The 15,760-nt window shown below is 65.6% G+C and carries 17 protein-coding genes; 9 read left to right on the top strand and 8 right to left on the bottom strand.

The features are described 5' to 3' along the window. Positions 1–113 precede the first annotated feature (113 nt). The 3 genes from FJ417_RS12385 to FJ417_RS12395 are packed head-to-tail and all read left to right on the top strand — an operon-like array spanning position 114 to position 2,729. Positions 114–1,100, top strand: coding sequence for an ABC transporter permease (locus FJ417_RS12385; RefSeq protein ID WP_140783625.1), 987 nt, complete (start codon positions 114–116; stop codon positions 1,098–1,100). After that, positions 1,097–1,873, top strand: a complete 777-nt coding sequence (locus FJ417_RS12390; RefSeq protein ID WP_140783626.1) for an ATP-binding cassette domain-containing protein — start codon at positions 1,097–1,099, stop codon at positions 1,871–1,873. The genes FJ417_RS12385 and FJ417_RS12390 overlap by 4 nt, the downstream gene beginning before the upstream one ends. A 1-nt stretch (position 1,874) precedes the next feature. Continuing rightward, entirely contained in the window at positions 1,875–2,729 is an 855-nt protein-coding gene (locus tag FJ417_RS12395) for a sugar phosphate isomerase/epimerase family protein (RefSeq protein ID WP_140783627.1), read from the top strand. 4 nt (positions 2,730–2,733) lie between these two features. Here the strand turns inward: FJ417_RS12395 and FJ417_RS12400 are convergent, their stop codons facing one another. The 8 genes from FJ417_RS12400 to pcaQ all read right to left on the bottom strand — a co-directional run bounded on the left by FJ417_RS12400 (position 2,734) and on the right by pcaQ (position 10,858). Beyond that, the gene (locus FJ417_RS12400) at positions 2,734–4,179 is read right to left on the bottom strand and encodes an aldehyde dehydrogenase (protein ID WP_140783628.1); all 1,446 of its coding nucleotides are present in this window, start codon (positions 4,177–4,179) and stop codon (positions 2,734–2,736) included. Between the two features lie 39 nt (positions 4,180–4,218). Continuing rightward, positions 4,219–5,004 carry a coniferyl-alcohol dehydrogenase gene (locus FJ417_RS12405; RefSeq protein ID WP_140783675.1) on the bottom strand — a complete coding sequence of 262 codons (786 nt, stop codon included), beginning with the start codon at positions 5,002–5,004 and terminating at the stop codon, positions 4,219–4,221. Between the two features lie 2 nt (positions 5,005–5,006). Continuing rightward, the gene (locus FJ417_RS12410; protein WP_140783629.1) at positions 5,007–6,068 is read right to left on the bottom strand and encodes a branched-chain amino acid ABC transporter permease; all 1,062 of its coding nucleotides are present in this window, start codon (positions 6,066–6,068) and stop codon (positions 5,007–5,009) included. Then, the gene (locus FJ417_RS12415) at positions 6,065–6,961 is read right to left on the bottom strand and encodes a branched-chain amino acid ABC transporter permease (RefSeq protein WP_140783630.1); all 897 of its coding nucleotides are present in this window, start codon (positions 6,959–6,961) and stop codon (positions 6,065–6,067) included. Before FJ417_RS12415 ends, FJ417_RS12410 begins: the two co-directional genes overlap by 4 nt. Beyond that, a complete protein-coding gene (locus FJ417_RS12420) occupies positions 6,958–7,686 on the bottom strand; it encodes an ABC transporter ATP-binding protein (RefSeq protein WP_140783631.1) in 729 nt (242 codons plus the stop codon). Before FJ417_RS12420 ends, FJ417_RS12415 begins: the two co-directional genes overlap by 4 nt. Beyond that, positions 7,683–8,414 carry an ABC transporter ATP-binding protein gene (locus FJ417_RS12425; protein WP_140783676.1) on the bottom strand — a complete coding sequence of 244 codons (732 nt, stop codon included), beginning with the start codon at positions 8,412–8,414 and terminating at the stop codon, positions 7,683–7,685. Before FJ417_RS12425 ends, FJ417_RS12420 begins: the two co-directional genes overlap by 4 nt. Before the next feature lie 28 nt (positions 8,415–8,442). Beyond that, positions 8,443–9,759 carry an ABC transporter substrate-binding protein gene (locus tag FJ417_RS12430; RefSeq protein ID WP_140783632.1) on the bottom strand — a complete coding sequence of 439 codons (1,317 nt, stop codon included), beginning with the start codon at positions 9,757–9,759 and terminating at the stop codon, positions 8,443–8,445. A gap of 181 nt (positions 9,760–9,940) precedes the next feature. Then, the gene (gene pcaQ, locus FJ417_RS12435) at positions 9,941–10,858 is read right to left on the bottom strand and encodes a pca operon transcription factor PcaQ (RefSeq protein ID WP_140783633.1); all 918 of its coding nucleotides are present in this window, start codon (positions 10,856–10,858) and stop codon (positions 9,941–9,943) included. A 68-nt stretch (positions 10,859–10,926) separates the two neighbouring features. Between pcaQ and pcaD the strand changes: the two genes are divergently transcribed. Genes pcaD through pobA form a run of 6 tightly spaced genes read left to right on the top strand, consistent with a single transcriptional unit; the run spans position 10,927 to position 15,749 of the window. Beyond that, positions 10,927–11,763: a 3-oxoadipate enol-lactonase gene (pcaD, locus tag FJ417_RS12440; RefSeq protein WP_181183206.1), complete on the top strand. Its 837-nt coding sequence runs from the start codon at positions 10,927–10,929 to the stop codon at positions 11,761–11,763. Continuing rightward, the gene (gene pcaC / locus FJ417_RS12445) at positions 11,756–12,154 is read left to right on the top strand and encodes a 4-carboxymuconolactone decarboxylase (RefSeq protein WP_140783635.1); all 399 of its coding nucleotides are present in this window, start codon (positions 11,756–11,758) and stop codon (positions 12,152–12,154) included. Before pcaD ends, pcaC begins: the two co-directional genes overlap by 8 nt. Further along, positions 12,147–12,899 (top strand): protocatechuate 3,4-dioxygenase subunit beta, encoded by a 753-nt coding sequence (gene pcaH / locus FJ417_RS12450; RefSeq protein ID WP_181183207.1) that lies wholly within the window; start codon positions 12,147–12,149, stop codon positions 12,897–12,899. Before pcaC ends, pcaH begins: the two co-directional genes overlap by 8 nt. Further along, positions 12,899–13,513 carry a protocatechuate 3,4-dioxygenase subunit alpha gene (gene pcaG, locus FJ417_RS12455; protein ID WP_140783636.1) on the top strand — a complete coding sequence of 205 codons (615 nt, stop codon included), beginning with the start codon at positions 12,899–12,901 and terminating at the stop codon, positions 13,511–13,513. The genes pcaH and pcaG overlap by 1 nt, the downstream gene beginning before the upstream one ends. Positions 13,514–13,524: 11 nt before the next feature. Next, positions 13,525–14,577, top strand: a complete 1,053-nt coding sequence (locus FJ417_RS12460) for a 3-carboxy-cis,cis-muconate cycloisomerase (protein ID WP_140783637.1) — start codon at positions 13,525–13,527, stop codon at positions 14,575–14,577. Further along, positions 14,577–15,749, top strand: a complete 1,173-nt coding sequence (gene pobA / locus FJ417_RS12465) for a 4-hydroxybenzoate 3-monooxygenase (RefSeq protein ID WP_140783638.1) — start codon at positions 14,577–14,579, stop codon at positions 15,747–15,749. The genes FJ417_RS12460 and pobA overlap by 1 nt, the downstream gene beginning before the upstream one ends. Positions 15,750–15,760 lie beyond the last annotated feature (11 nt).

Here is a 15,760-nt window from a genome sequence, read left to right on the forward strand (position 1 = left end):
CAGTAGGCAGTAAGCAGTAAGCGATCCGTGCCGCTCGGATCGCTCTCCTATTTTCCCTACTGCCTAAGCCCTACTGCCTACTGCCTTACTGCCCTCTCTCAAGGTGCAAAGACATGGCTTCTGAACAGCCCGGCTTCTGGGCTCGGGTGCAGCGCGCATCCGTCGAAAGGCTCCACATCAGACTTGAGTCGCTGGTGGTGCTTCTGGCGCTGAGCACGGCGATGGCGCTGCTGTCGCCCTATTTCCTGTCGCTCAGCAATTTCCTCAACATCCTGCTCGCGACCTCGACGATCGGCGTGCTGGCGATCGCCGCCACCTTCGTCATCGGTTCGGGCGGGCTCGATCTGTCGCTCGGCTCGGTGATGGGTCTTGCGGGCGTGGCCGGCGCCTTCGTCGCCGTCAATCTCGGCTGGCCGTCGGTGCTGGCGGTGCTGGCCTGTATCCTCGCAGGCGGCGTTGCCGGCTATATCAACGGGCAATTGGTGACCCGCGCCTTCGTGCCGGCGTTCATCGTCACGCTTGGGATGCTTGGCCTTGCACGCGGCCTGGCGCTGGTGATCTCTCAGGGCAGGGCGATCTACGGCTTGCCGCCGGAGATCGTCTATATCGGGCAGGGCAGGCCGTTCGGCATTCCCATGCCGGTGATCATACTGGTGCTGACGGCGATCGTCGCGCATGCGGTGCTTGCCTATACCCGCTTCGGCCGCCACACACTGGCGCTGGGCGACAGCGAGGGCGCGGCGCGCGCGGCCGGCATACGCGTCGAACACCACCGCCGCATCATCTATACGCTGTCCGGCGCGCTGGCCGGGCTTGCCGGCTTGCTGTTCACCGCCCGCGTCAATGCCGGCGACCCGACCGCCGGTATCAATTACGAGCTCACCGCGATCACGGCGGCGATCATCGGCGGCACCAATCTGTTCGGCGGCCGCGCCTCGATCCTCGGCACGATGATCGGCGCGCTGATCATGGGCGTGCTGCAGAACGGGCTGACGCTGCTTGCCGTGCAATCCTACTACCAGCAGATGGCGATCGGCGCGGTGCTGATCCTTGCCGTCTTCATCGACCAGTACCAGGTGCGGAAGGAGTCGCGCGTATGACACTGCTTTCGCTTCGCGGCATCCGCAAGAGCTTCGGCGCGGTCGATGTGCTGCACGGCGTCGACCTTTCGGTCGCGGCCGGGGAGGTGGTTGGACTGGTCGGCGACAATGGCGCCGGCAAGTCGACGCTGATGAAGACGATCACCGGCATCTACCGCGCCGACAGCGGTTCGATCGAATTCGATGGCAAGGACATCCTGGCGCTGGACCCGGGTCAGCGCCGCCAACTCGGCATCGAAATGATCTACCAGGATCTTTCGCTCGCTAAACAACAGGATGTTGCCTCGAACATCTTCCTTGGACGCGAGCCGACGAAGCTACTGTTCGGCCTGTTCCCCGGCTTCGTCGACAAAGGCGAGATGGATCGCCAGGCGTCGAAGATGATCGAGCGGCTGGGCGCGCATCTGCCGTCAATAAACCGGTCGGTCGGTTCGTTCTCCGGCGGCCAGCAGCAGACGGTGGCGATCGCGCGTGCGCTCACCTTCAATCCGAAGCTCGTCATCATGGATGAGCCGACTGCGGCGCTGGCCGTGCGCGAAGTGCAGAGCGTGCTCGACCTCATCCGGAGGCTGAAGTCGGAAGGGATCGCTGTCATCCTGATCTCGCACCGGCTGAACGACGTGCTGTCGGTCACCGATCGCATCGTCGTGCTGCGCCACGGCAGGGCGGATGCCGATCTCGTCACCGCCAGGACCAATATGAACGAAGTCGTCAGCCGCATCGTCGGCGGCGGCGATACGGCCGCAGCGGCGGCGCATGAGCAACGAGGCTGACATGAACACCTTCGGACTGCACACTTTCGCCATCGCGCCGGTCTGGGACCTCGCCCGCATCGAGCCGCAGATGGACCGGCTCAAGGAATACGGCATCGGCCTGATGGAGATCCCTTTGCTTCGGCCTGAGGAGATCGACACCAAGCGGACGCGTAGCTTTGCCAATCACTACGGTGTTGAACTGGTCCCCTCGCTCGGCCTGCCGCGCGTTCTCGATGTGGTCGAACGGCCGGACGAGGCGCTGGATTTCCTCGAGCCGGCTTTCCGGGTCTGCAACGAGGTCGGCGCCGAGGCGCTCGGCGGCGTCACCTACGGCACAATCGGCAAGACCACCGGCCGCGCGCCGACGCAGCGCGAGATCGACGGCATGTGCCGTTTCCTCGAACGCGCGGCGACTTCGGCGAAGTCGCGCGGCTTGAAGCTCGGCATCGAGCCCTGCAACCGCTACGAGACGCATCTGATCAACCGCGGCGTCGACGCGGCGCGCATCATCGAGCGCGTCGGCGCCGACAACATCTTCATCCATCTCGACACCTACCACATGCATATCGAGGAGGAGAGCTTCGCTTCCGGTTTCGAGGCGGCGGCGCCTTATCTCGGCTATGTGCATGTGTCGGAGGCAAATCGCGGCGTGCCGGGTCGCGGCATGCTGAACTGGGCGGCCTGCATGAAGGCCATCGCCGACATCGGCTATCAGGGCGCGATCACGCTCGAAAGCATGAACCATGTCGATGTCGACATCGCCGGCGGGCTCGCCGTGTGGCGGCCGGTGGCCGAGGATCCGCGCGACGTCATCGAGGTCGGACTGCCGTTCTTGCGCGAGGAGGCGAGGAAGGCCGGGCTGACGCTGGGGTGAACCCTCAGAACGGGTAGTGCTGCCCGGGATCCTCGATCGTCACCCAGCGCAGGTCGGTGAATTCGGCGATCGATGCCTTGCCGCCGAAGCGGCCATAACCTGAGCCCTTGACGCCGCCGAAGGGCATCTGCGCCTCGTCGCCGACGGTCGGGCCATTGATATGGCAGATGCCGGCCTGGATGCGCGCGGCGACGGCCATGGCGCGGCGGATGTCGCGGCTGAACACGGCGGAGGACAGGCCGTATTCGGTGTCGTTGGCAACGCGTACCGCCTCGTCCTCGCCTTCCACGCGAATGACCGGCTTCACCGGGCCGAAGGACTCTTCCGCATAGACGCGCATCGCGGGCGTCACGTGATCGAGGAGCGTTGCTTCGACGACCGTGCCGGAGCGCTTGCCGCCAGCCGCCAATTTCGCGCCCTTGGCGGTCGCGTCGGCGATCAGATCTTCCATCTTGTCGGCCGCCTCGCTGCTGATCAGCGAGCCGAGCACGACATGGCCGCGCGGGTCGCCGGCCGGAAGTTTGGAGGCACGCGCGGCGAGCTTAGCGACGAACTCGTCGGCGATCTTCTCATCGACGATCAGCCGCTCGGTCGACATGCAGATCTGGCCCTGATGCATGAAGGCGCCGAAGGTCGCGGCATTCACTGCAGCGTCGATGTCGGCGTCGTCCAGCACGACCAGCGGCGCCTTGCCGCCGAGCTCGAGCAGGGCCGGCTTAAGATGCCGCCCGGAGAGTTCGGCGATGATGCGGCCGACCTTGGTCGAGCCGGTGAAGTTGACGCGCTTCACGGCCGGGTGTGCGATCAGCGTCTCGACGATTGCCGCCGCGTCCTTCGGGTCGTTGGTGAGGACATTGACCACGCCCTTGGGCAGGCCGGCCTCGATCAGCACCTGGCCGATCAGGCGGTGCGTGCCTGGGCACATTTCGGAGGCCTTCAGCACGACCGTGTTGCCGCAGGCGAGCGGCATGGCGAGCGCGCGCGTGCCGAGGATGACCGGCGCGTTCCACGGCGCGATGCCGAGGCACACGCCCGCCGGCTGGCGGATCGCCATGGCAAGCGTGCCGGGCTTGTCGGACGGAATAACCTCGCCGGAGATCTGCGTGGTCATCGCCGCCGCTTCGCGCAGCATGTTCGACGCCAGCATGACGTTGAAGCCGGCCCAGGGGCCAGTGGCGCCGGTCTCTTCCATCATCAGTTTCGTGAACTCGCCGACCTTGGCGGCCATGACGTCGGCTGCCTTGGAAAGCAGCGCGCGGCGCTCGCCAGGCCCGGTCTTCGACCAGGCATCGAAGGCAGCGGCCGCGGCATCGATGGCCGCGTTGGCGTCGGCAATGCTTGCGGCCGCGGCGCGCGTCGCGAGCTTACCGGTGAATGGGTCCAGGCGCTCATAGGAGGCTTTGCCGGTCGCCGGCCGCTCGTCGCCGTCAATCAGAAGTCCGATGTCCATGGGTCTCTCCTCGCTCGCGATCGAGCGTTGCAGATTGTCTCAGAAGCCGAGCACTTCGGCGTTTATAGATGCTTCGAGGCCGCCGTCGACCGGCACGTTGGCGCCGTTGATCCATCGCGCTCCATCGGAGCACAGGAACAGCACCACAGGCGCGATGTCGTCCGATGTGCCGGCGCGGCCGACCCGCGCGATATCGCTGTCGACGCGGGCATCGCCAAGCACGCTGCGGAATTGCTTGAGGATCGGCGTCTCCACCGGGCCGGGACTGACCGCGTTGACGCGGATGCCACGGCTCTTGAACAGGTCCTGATGCGCGGCGCGGAAGGTCCACAGGAGCAAAAGCTCCTTCGAGACAGGATAGCCTTCCTCGTTCTTCACCGCGTGGTCGGCGATCACCTTGGCGACGTCGGGAAAGCCTTCGACGCTGACCATCGAGGCGGCGCGGTTCAGATTGGCGCGCCAGGCATAGCCGGCGATGGAGGCGACGTTGACGATGGCGCCGCCTTCGCGAAGCCTTGGCGCCAGCGCCTCGGAAAGCGCGCGCAGGCCGTAGAAGTTGACGGCGAGCGTCGGCGCGGCACCGGTGTTGCCGGAGAGGCCGGCGATGTTGCAGAGCGCGTCGAGGCGCTGCGGCAGCCGCGCGACGAGGTCGTCGACGCCGGCCTTGGACGAGATGTCGGCTTGGACGAAGACGCCCTGGTGGCCGGGCGGCTCGCGCATGTCGACGCCGATCACATCGGCGCCGAGTTGGCCGGCGAGTTCCGCGGTGCGCGCGCCGATGCCCGAGGCGACGCCAGTGATGAGGATCGTCTTGCCGAACAGGATGCTCATGCCTTCTCCCGAGAATTGGTGGTCTTCAGCGGCGAAGCAATCTCGCCGGTCGGATTTGATGCTCCGGCGGGAAGCCTGACGCGGTAGCCGACCGACAGCAGTCGCCAACCGAAACGCTCCTCGAGCGTGCCCCAAAGGCCTCGCGGCAAGAGCAGCGAGAAGACGAGCGCCGTAGCGCCGAGCCCGATCAGGTACCAGACGCCGGTGCCGCCGAACCAGGTTTCGATGAGGAAGAAGAGCAGCGCGCCGAGGATGGCGCCTTCGAAGGTGCCGATGCCGCCGACCAGCACCATGAAGATCATGTAGGCCGTCCACTGCACGCTGAAATAGGTCTTTGGCTGGAAGGTGATCGCGGTCGCCAGCCACAGCGCGCCGGCGACGCCGATGCCGAAGGCGGCGAGCACGAAGAGCAGCCGCTTGGTGCCGGTGACGCGCACGCCGACGGAGGCTGCCGCATCCTCATTGTCGCGGATGGCGCGGATGGCCGCACCGGTGCTGCCGCGCAGCAGGCCGAAGAGGATCGCGAGCAGCGCCGTCATCGAGGCCAGCGCCAGCCAGTAGATGGTCAGCCTGCGTGTCGATGCATCGTAGACGTTGAGCGAGATCAGCGACGTGCCGGTCTCGCCCTGGATCAGCCGATCGAGATTGACGAGAAGGTGAGTAAGGGCGGCAATCACCCACATGCCGATGGCGAACTCGCCGTTCTTCAAGCGCAGCATGAACAGCGAGATCGGCCAGGACACCGTGCCGACAATGACCGCCGAGATGAAGAGCGAGACGAACGGATTGAGCCCGGCATTGGCGAGCCGGATGGCGAAATAGGCGCCGAGCCCGAAGAACACCTGCTGGCCGACCGACACCAGTCCGCCGAAGCCGGCGAGCGCGTTCCACATGGCGGCGAGGATCACATAGATGAACAGCGCGGTCATGCGGTCGACGGCGCCGGCGGACAGGAACTGCGGTGCGATGGCGAGCAGCAGGATGACGGCCGCCACGCCGATGCCGGCAAAGCGCGAGGCGGCGGTGCCGCGCTCGATGACAGGGGAGGAGGCGCTCATGATGCCTTCCCCGTGGAGATGCGCAGCAAGCCGCGCAGGCCGAGGCCTGAGGTGTAGAGGCGGATGAACAGAACGATCAGGAAAGCGACATGGCCGCCGATGAGAAAACCTTGCGGATGTATCTTGGCGCCGAGCGTCTGGGCGAGCGCCAGGACGATGCCGCCGATCAGCGTCCCCCAGAGCGAACCGGCGCCGCCGATGACGGCCGCCTCGAAGGCGAACAGAAGTTGCGTGGCGCCGGCATAGGGATCGAAGGTGGCGCGCATGCCGAGGAAGGCGCCAGCGAGACCGACGGTGACCATGGCGATCGCCGCGGCGATGGCGTTGGCGCGGCGCGCATCGACGCCGACCAGCCCCGCTGTATCAGGGTCTTCCGAAGTCGCACGGATCGAGCGGCCGAGCCCGGTGCGGGTCAGAAACAACTGCAGTCCGCCGAGCAGGACGACGGCGGCGACGAAGATGATCACCGCGAGCTTGCCGACATAGATGCTGCCCGGCCATTCCCAGGAATCGTAGGACAGGCTGCCTATGAAAGGCGCCAGCGAGCGCGTGTCGGCGCCGAATTGTTCGAAAAGCACATTGTCGATGACGATGGCGAGACCGAAGGTGGTGAGGATCGGCAGCAGCGCGCCACCGCGCGCGCTGCGCTCGAGCAGGAAGCGCTGCAAGGCCCAGCCGATCGCCGCCATCAACGGCAGCACGATGAGCAAGCCGAGGTAGGGCGGGATGTGGAAGCGCGAGGCGAGCAGCCACAGCGCGAAGGCCGACAGCACGGCGAGGCTGCCATGCGCAAGGTTGATGATGCGCATCACCGAGAACATGAAGGAGAGGCCGCAGGCGATCAGCGCGTAGTAGCCGCCAAGCAGGATGCCCTGGACGATCTGGTTCATCATGCCGGCACGCCTGTGGCGCCTTTCCGGTGCAGGCCGAAATAGGCTTTGGTCACCTCGTCGCGCGAAACGGTCTTGCTGTCGCCGGCGAGCGCGATCCGGCCCTCCAGCATGCAGATGACCTTGCTGGAGACGGAGAGTGCGCGGTTGAGATCCTGTTCGACGAGGATGATCGTCGTGCCGGAACTGATCAGCCCCTGCAGCGAGGCGTAGACGCGGTCGACGACCAGCGGCGACAGGCCGAGCGAGACTTCGTCGAGCAGGAGGAGGTCGGGATTGCTCATCAGCGCGCGGCCGATCGCCGTCGCCTGCTGCTCGCCGCCCGAGAGATGCCCGGCCTTGGCGTGGCGGCGCGGTTTGAGGTTGGGGAAGGTTTCGAGCACGCGCTCGACGCTCCACTCGCCGGGACGACCGGCGCTGCGGCCGAGCAGGAGGTTTTCCTCGACCGTCATCTGCACGAAGAGCCGCCGGCCCTCGGGCACCAGGGCGATGCCCTTGCGGACACGTTCATGCGAAGGCACGCCGGAAAGGTCGGCGCCGCCGAAGACCACGCGGCCGGAGGCTGCCTGATGCGCGCCGGCGATTGCCCTGAGCAATGTCGTCTTGCCCGCGCCATTGGCGCCGACCAGCGCCAGCGTCTCGCCGCGTTCGACGCCGAAGCTGACGCCGCGCACTGCTTGAAGCAGGCCATGCCGGACAACGAGATCCTCGACCGACAGCAGGCTCATTTCGGGCCTCCGCCGAGATAGGCGCTGATCACCTGCGGGTCGGCCATCACCGCGTGCGGCTCGCCGTCGGCGATGACCTTCCCGGCATCCATGCAGATCAGCCGCTCGGCCACCTGCAACAGGATGTGGACGATGTGCTCGATCCAGACGATGCCGATCTTGCGGCGGCGCAATTCGCGGATGGTCTCGACGAGTTCGCTGGCCTCGCCGTCGGTCAGGCCGCCGCCGATCTCGTCGAGCAGAAGCAGCGTTGGTTTTGCGGCGAGCGCGCGCGCCAGTTCCAGCCGCTTGCGGTCGAGCAGGCCGAGCGTCTCGGCGCGCCGGTTGGCGACGCCAAGCATGCCGCACAGCCTCAGCGAGCCGAGCGCTTCCTCATAGGCCTCGTCGCGGCCGAGCCCGGCACCATGCGAGGCGGCGACGAAGACATTCTCGAAAGCGGTCATGCCGCCGAAGGGTTTCGGCACCTGATGGGTGCGCACCAGGCCCAGCCGGCAGCGCCGCGTTGCCGGCAAGGCGGTCACGTCATCGCCTCGGAAGGCGATCGTTCCGGCGCTCGGCGGATAGGCGCCGGAGAGCACGCTGAGCAGCGTGGTCTTGCCGGCGCCGTTGGGGCCGACGATGCCGACCGCCTCGTCGGCGCCCATGGCGAAGTCGATGTCGTCGAGCACCACAAGCGCGCCGAAGCGCTTGTGGATGCCGGCGCCGCTGAGGATCGCACCTTTGGGCATGGCGTTCACGATGCGGTCTCTCGACAGATCAGCCGTTGTAAGGCTGGAGCTTGGCCTCGACCGGCACGTTCGGGTCGGTGGCATTCTCGGTCACGACATAGTCGAGCGGGAATTTCGAGCCTTCCTTGGCGGCGACCCATTGCGTGCCGATGATCGGGCCGGGCGAGACATTGGGGACCGGGCCGCTTGTGAAGTCGACCTTGCCGCCCATGGTCTCGGTCTTGAGCGTGCTCAGCGCCTTGGCGACAGCCGCCTTGTCCTTGGCGTTGGCGCTTGCCTTAAGAGCTGCGAAGCCGGCATCGAGCAACGACATCGAGGCGCCGAGCTGCTGCGTCCATTGCTTGCCGCTCGCTGCCTCATAGCCATCGGCAAGCTCGGTGCCCGAAACGCCGGTCAGCGACGACTTGTAGGGGAAAGCCTTGTGCCAATAGGCGGCGCTCGAAATCTTCATGCCGAGGTCTCCGAGCGCCTCGATGTCGGACGGGAACAGGCCGGTCTTGGCGACCTGGGCGATCTTGATCTGCCGGGTCAGGCCTTGCTGCGCGGCCTGGCGCCAGAAGGCGGCGAAGTCGGGCGGGATCGGGAAGGAGTTGAAGATCTCGACGCCTTCCTGCTTGAACAGCGCGATCTGCGAGGAATAGTCGGTGGTGCCGGTCTCGTAAGCGCCGGGATCGACGATGGTGAAACCCTGCTTGGCGAGCAACGGCGCCAGATGGGCGCGGATGGCGTTGCCGTCGGCGTCGTTGGGATACATGACGCCGACCTTCTTGTTGGTCTCGATCAGGTTCCACTGCGAGATATAGGCCTTGAAGAATTCCTCGACGCCGAAGCCGAAATGATAGGTCCATTTGAACGGCGAGGGCTGGCCCGGTTTGGCGCCGCGGCCGAAATACCAGGCCTCCCAGGGCATGACCGTCGACAGGCAAGGCACGCCGGCCGCCTCGCAGGCGTCCGCCACCGGATTGATGACCTCCGGCGTCGAGATGGCGAGCATCAGGTCGATGGCCTGGTTGTTGATCAGGTCCTTGGCGAGCTGGCCGGCGCGGGACGGATCCGACTGGGTGTCCTGGTCGACAATCTCGACGCTGTATTTCTTGTCGCCAAGCTCGATGCCGTTGGCCAGGGCCTTGCGGGCAAGATCCAGCACATAGCCGTCGGTCTCGCCGAAGCCGGCGAGCGGGCCGGTGCGCGGGCTGACAAAGCCGACCTTGAGCGTGTCGGCGGCTTGCGCGAAGGCCCCGCCGCGGCCGAATGCCAGTGCGGCGCCGCCGGCCACCGAAGTGGCGATGAACTGGCGCCGTGAAATACCCGACAGAGCGGGTTTGCTGCCGATAATATAAGACATCTGCTCCTCCCTCAGTCGCCGTTCGACGCAGCGGCAAACGGGTCTTCCGTTTGCGGCCGGACGGCACGGCTTTCGATCCTCCGAAGGCCACATTGCACTAGCGGTTTGGTTCGGTAAAATGATATTTTACGGTGTTTCATTAACCCCTGGGTTAGTGGAATTCGAACCGATAAGCCGATCGTCAGGCGTGGTGCCGTGCTGCCTCGCGGATCGTCTGCAACAGGATGGTGAAGGCGGGTGAGGGCGCGGTGTCGGTGCGCATGGTCAGGCCCACCGGCCCCTTGGTCTCCGCCGTATCCACCGGCAAGGCGACGAAGGCGCCGCTGGCGATCTCGTTGGCGACGACGCCCGCCGAGATGATCCATACCGCGTTGCTCTGGCGCATGAAGGAGCGGCCGAAAGAATCGGAAACGGTTTCGATTTCCGTGGCCGGCGCGGTCATGCCGTTGGTTATGAAAAGCCGGTCGACGAAAGGCCGGATGACGGATTCCCGCGTCGGCATCAGGACGGGAAACTCGTCAAGCCGCGCGAAGATGTCGGCGTCCGGCTCGGCCAGGGGATGTCCGGCCCGCACCACGAACAGCACCTGCTCGGAATAAAGGTGCTCGAAGAAGAAGCCGGTCATGTGCTCCGGCGCCGCGAGGCGGCCGACGACGAGATCGAGCGCGCCGACACGCAGCTGTTCGAGCAGCACTGCATTCTCTCCGGTGACGATCTTGAGCGCGGCGCCGGTGTTTTCCTCGAGGAACAGGTTCATGGCGAGCGGCATCACCCGCGCCGACACGGTCGGCAGCGCGCCGATGCGGATCGGGTCGCGATTGAGGGCGCCGTCCTGGCGCACGGAATCGACGCCGCGTTTCAGCGCCGAAATCGCCGAGCCGGCATGTCCAAGGAAGATTTCGCCCAGACGCGTGATGCGAATACCGCGCCCGTCGCGTTCGACCACGGCTATGCCGAGCGCTTCTTCGAGCTCACGCAAGGTCTTGGTCACGGCCGGCGCGCTGACATGCAGGAAGTCGGCCGCGCGCGCGACGCTGCCTTGCCGCGCGACTTCGAGAAACGCCTGAAGATGGCGGAAGCGGATCCGGCTTTCGGCCATGGTTCGATAACCTCAGAGTTAATGAAACGCCGCAAAATATCATTTTACCGAACCAAACCGCTCGTGCAATGTGGCTTCGGAGGATCGAAATCGTGCCATTCGTCAGCATAGGCGGCGTCACGCTGCATCACCGCCATATCGAGGCGCCCGGCACGTCGCGTCCGATCGTCTTCATCAATTCGCTGGGCACCGATTTCCGCATCTGGGACGACGTCGTCGCGCGGCTTGCTGGTGAAATGCCGATGCTGGTCTACGACAAGCGCGGCCACGGACTGTCGGACTTCGGCGGCGGCGTACGTTCCATCGACGACCATGTCGACGATCTGGCGGCCCTCATCGACCATTTCGGTTTCGACAAGGTCGTGCTCTTCGGCCTGTCCGTCGGCGGCATGATTGCGCAGCGGCTCTATACCCGCCATCCCGAATGTGTAGAGGCTCTGATCCTCAGCGACACGGCGCACAAGATCGGCACCGCCGAAAGCTGGAACACGCGCATCGCGACTGTCGAGCGCGACGGCATCGAGGCGATCGCCGAAGGCATCATGAAAGTGTGGTTCACGCCGCAATTCCATGCCAAGCGTGCGGCGGACCTGGCCGGCTGCTGCAACATGCTGACCAGGCAGGCACTGCCTGGTTACATCGGCACATGCATGGCGGTGCGCGATGCCGATTTCACCGACAGCGCGCGACGCATCGCGGTGCCGACGCTTTGCATCGTTGGCGACCAGGACGGTTCGACGCCGCCGGATCTTGTCCGCTCGCTGGCCGGAATGATCCCCGGCGCACGCTTCGAAGTGATCCGCGATGCTGCGCATGTACCGTGCATCGAGCAGCCCGAAGCGCTCGTCACTCTGATCCGCGATTTCGTCGCCTCATTGCCTGAGGGAAAGTCTGCTCATGGATGATGTCACGAAGAACCGCTACCGTACCGGGCTCGAGGTCCGCCGCTCCGTGCTCGGCGGTCCGCATGTCGACCGCGCCGAGGATGCAGCGACCGATTTCGACCGGCCGTTCCAGCAGTTGATCACCGAAGCCGCCTGGGGAACGGTATGGGCGCGACCCGGCTGGTCGAAGCGCGAGCGCTCGATCGTGACGCTGGCGCTGCTTGCAGCGCTCGGCCATGACGAGGAAGTGGCCATGCATGTGCGCGCCACCGCCAATACGGGCGCCTCGCGCGACGACATCTGCGAGGCCTTCCTGCATGTCGCGATCTATGCCGGCGTGCCGGCGGCCAACCGCGCCTTCAAGATCGCCAAGCAGGTGTTCGCGCAGATGGACGGAGCCGATCATGGCTGAGACCGGCTCCAACCAGGCGCCGGAAGCCGGCGCCTTCTTCCAGCGCGACCGCCAATGGCATCCGCCGGCGTTGACGCCGAACTACAAAAGCTCGGTGCTGCGTTCGCCGCAGAAGGCGCTGCTGTCGTTCGACAACACGCTGTCGGAATTGACCGGCCCGGTGTTCGGGCACGCGATGCTCGGCGAGCTCGACAACGACCTGATCCACAATTTCGCCAGACCCGGCGAGAGCGCCATCGGCGAGCGCATCATCGTCCATGGACGCGTGCTGGACGAACGCGGCAAGGGCGTACCGGGCGTGCTGCTGGAATTCTGGCAAGCCAATGCAGGCGGCCGCTACCGTCACAAGAAGGACGGCTACCTTGCGCCGCTCGATCCGAATTTCGGCGGCTGCGGCCGCACCATCACCGGCGAGGACGGCGGCTACGCGTTTCGCACCGTCAGGCCCGGACCGTATCCATGGCCGAACGGGCCGAACGACTGGCGGCCGGCGCACATCCATTTTTCCGTGTTCGGCCATGGCTTCGCGCAGCGTCTGATCACGCAGATGTATTTCGAGGGCGATCCGCTGATCTGGCGTTGTCCGATCGTCGGCGGCATTCCCAACAAGGTCGCGGTCGAGGCGTTGATCGCCGCGCTCGATATGCAGTCGACCATCCCGATGGACGCGCTTGCCTACAAGTTCGACATCGTGCTGCGCGGGCGGCGCTCGACGCTGTTCGAGAACAGGCCGGAGGGCAATTGATGACGCAGTCGCCCGATCGGCTGAAGGAGAGCCCTTCGCAGACCGCCGGACCTTATGTACATATCGGGCTGACGCCCAATTTCTGCGGTATAGGCGGCGTCTACGCGAGCGACTTCGGCGCGACCATGGTCCAGGATCTCACCAAGGGCGAGCGCATCGAGCTGCGCATCCGCGTGCTCGACGGCACCGGCACGCCGCTGAAGGACGCGCTGGTCGAGATCTGGCAGGCGGATGCCGAGGGGCTCTACAATTCACCGGCCGAGATGCGCGGCGGTGCCGATCCAACCTTCCAGGGCTGGGGCCGGCAGCCGACCGACATGGAAACGGGCGTCTGCCTGTTCCGGACGATCAAGCCGGGCCGGGTGCCGTTCCGCGACGGGCGGCTGATGGCGCCGCATATCACACTGTGGATCGTGGCACGCGGCATCAATGTCGGGCTCAACACCAGGCTCTATTTCTCCGACGAGGAGAAGGCCAATGCCGAGGACCCTATCCTTGCGCGCATCGAGCATCGCCTGCGCGTGCCGACGCTGATCGCCGAGCGTCAGGGCAGTACCTACGTCTTCGATATCCATTTGCAGGGCGAAAAGGAGACGGTCTTCTTCGACAGCTGACCGTGGCCGCCATGACCGTTTCGCCCTTCGATCACCCGCTGCTTTCCGGCCTGCTCGGCGACGAAGAGGCGGCCAGGTATTTTTCCGTCGAGGCCGACATCGCTGCGATGCTCGCTTTCGAGCGGGCACTGGCCGAGGCGGAAGCCGAGTGCGGCGTCATTCCACGTGATGCCGCGGCAGCGATCATGAAAGCACTGGGATCGTTCCGGCCGGATACGACCAAGCTGAAGGCGGGCGTCGCCAAGGACGGTGTGGTGGTGCCGGAGTTGGTGCGCCAGATCAAGGCTGCTGTCGGAGCGCCGCACGATACGTACGTTCATTTCGGCGCGACCAGCCAGGATGTCATCGATAGCTCGCTGGTGCTCAGGCTGCGCGGTGCGGTCGACCATATCGGCCTGCTGCTCGGCGAGAACATCGTGCGCCTCACCGGGCTGGAACTGGAGTTCGGGAGCCGCGAGCTCATGGCGACGACGCGCATGCAGCCGGCAATACAAATAACTGCGCGCGATCGGGTCGTTTCGTGGCGGGTGCCGCTTGAGCGTCACCAGGAACGCTTGAAAGAGCTCTCGGGTCGGTTGCTAGTGGTTCAGTTCGGCGGCGCCGCAGGCACGCTGGAAAAGCTCGGCGGCAAGGCCGGCGCGGTGCGCGCCGCGCTCGCCGCCAAGCTCGGTCTTGCCGATGCGCCGCAATGGCATAGCCAGCGCGATACGCTTGCCGAATCCGCCGGCTGGCTGTCGCTGGCGACCGGCAGCCTCGGCAAGTTCGGACAGGACGTCGCGCTGATGGCGCAGACGGGCTCCGAGATCAAGCTGTCCGGCGGCGGCGGTTCCTCGGCCATGCCGCACAAGCAGAATCCGGTGAAGGCGGAAGCATTGGTGGCGCTGGCGCGCTTCAACGCCACGCAGCTCTCCGGGATGCATCAGGCACTGGTGCATGAGCAGGAGCGCTCGGGCGCGGCCTGGACGCTGGAATGGCTCATCCTGCCGCAGATGGTCGTGGCGACCGCGGCCGCGCTCAGGCTTGCGGCCGAGTTGGCCGGACAGATCGAGAGCCTCGGTCATTGATGCGCACACGGGTCGCCATCATTGGGTCCGGACCGTCCGGCCTGTTGCTCGGTCAGTTGCTCGCCACCATTGGCGTCGAGACGATCATCCTTGAACGGTCGAGCCGCGAGCATGTGCTTGGACGTGTGCGCGCGGGCGTGCTCGAACAGGGCACGGTCGACCTGCTCGGCCAAGCGGGCGCGGCGGACAGGCTGCATGCCCAGGGCCTGCCGCATGCCGGCATATCGCTCGCCTTCGATGGCCGCGCGCATCGCATCGACATGACAACGCTTACGGGTGGCAAGCATGTCACCGTCTATGGCCAGACCGAGGTGACGCTCGATCTGATGCAGAAGCGCGAAGCGGCGGGACTCCCGACCGTCTTCGAAACATCGAATGTCGCGCTGCATGATTTCGGCGGCGCGTCGCCCTTCGTCACCTACGACAAGGACGGCCTCACGCATCGCATCGACTGCGACTTCATCGCCGGCTGCGACGGCTACCACGGCGTCAGCCGCAAATCGGTGCCAGAAGGCGCGCTGAAAACGTTCGAGCGGCAATACCCATTCGGCTGGCTGGGCGTGCTGGCGGAGGTGCCTCCGGCCGACCACGAACTGGTCTATGCCAATCACGAGCGCGGTTTTGCGCTCTGCTCGATGCGGTCGCCGCAGCGCAGCCGCTACTATGTGCAGGTTCCCGCCGACGAGCGCGTCGAGGCCTGGTCCGACGATCGGTTCTGGGACGAGTTGCGCGGGCGCCTGCCGCCACGGATAGCGGCCGCCGTCACCACTGGGCCGTCCTTCGAGAAGTCGATCGCGCCGCTGCGCTCCTTCGTCGCCGAGCCGATGCGCTTCGGCAGGCTGTTCCTGGTCGGAGACGCCGCCCATATCGTGCCGCCGACCGGCGCCAAGGGCCTCAACCTCGCTGCAAGCGACGTGCGCTATCTGTTTGCCGGACTTCGCGAATTCTACAACGGGAAGTCAGAGGCCGGGCTGGACGCCTATTCGTCAAAAGCGCTGGCGCGAGTCTGGAAAGCGGTGCGCTTCTCCTGGTGGATGACGACGATCCTGCACCGTTTTCCGGAGACAGGCGAGTTCGGCCAACGCATCCAGGAAGCCGAGCTCGACTATCTCGTAAATTCCAAGGCTGCATCCACGGCATTGGCCGAAAACTACGTCGGCTTGCCCTATTGATCTGCTTGGAC

The organism is Mesorhizobium sp. B3-1-7 (assembly GCF_006439385.1).
In the GTDB taxonomy this organism is placed as follows: domain Bacteria; phylum Pseudomonadota; class Alphaproteobacteria; order Rhizobiales; family Rhizobiaceae; genus Mesorhizobium.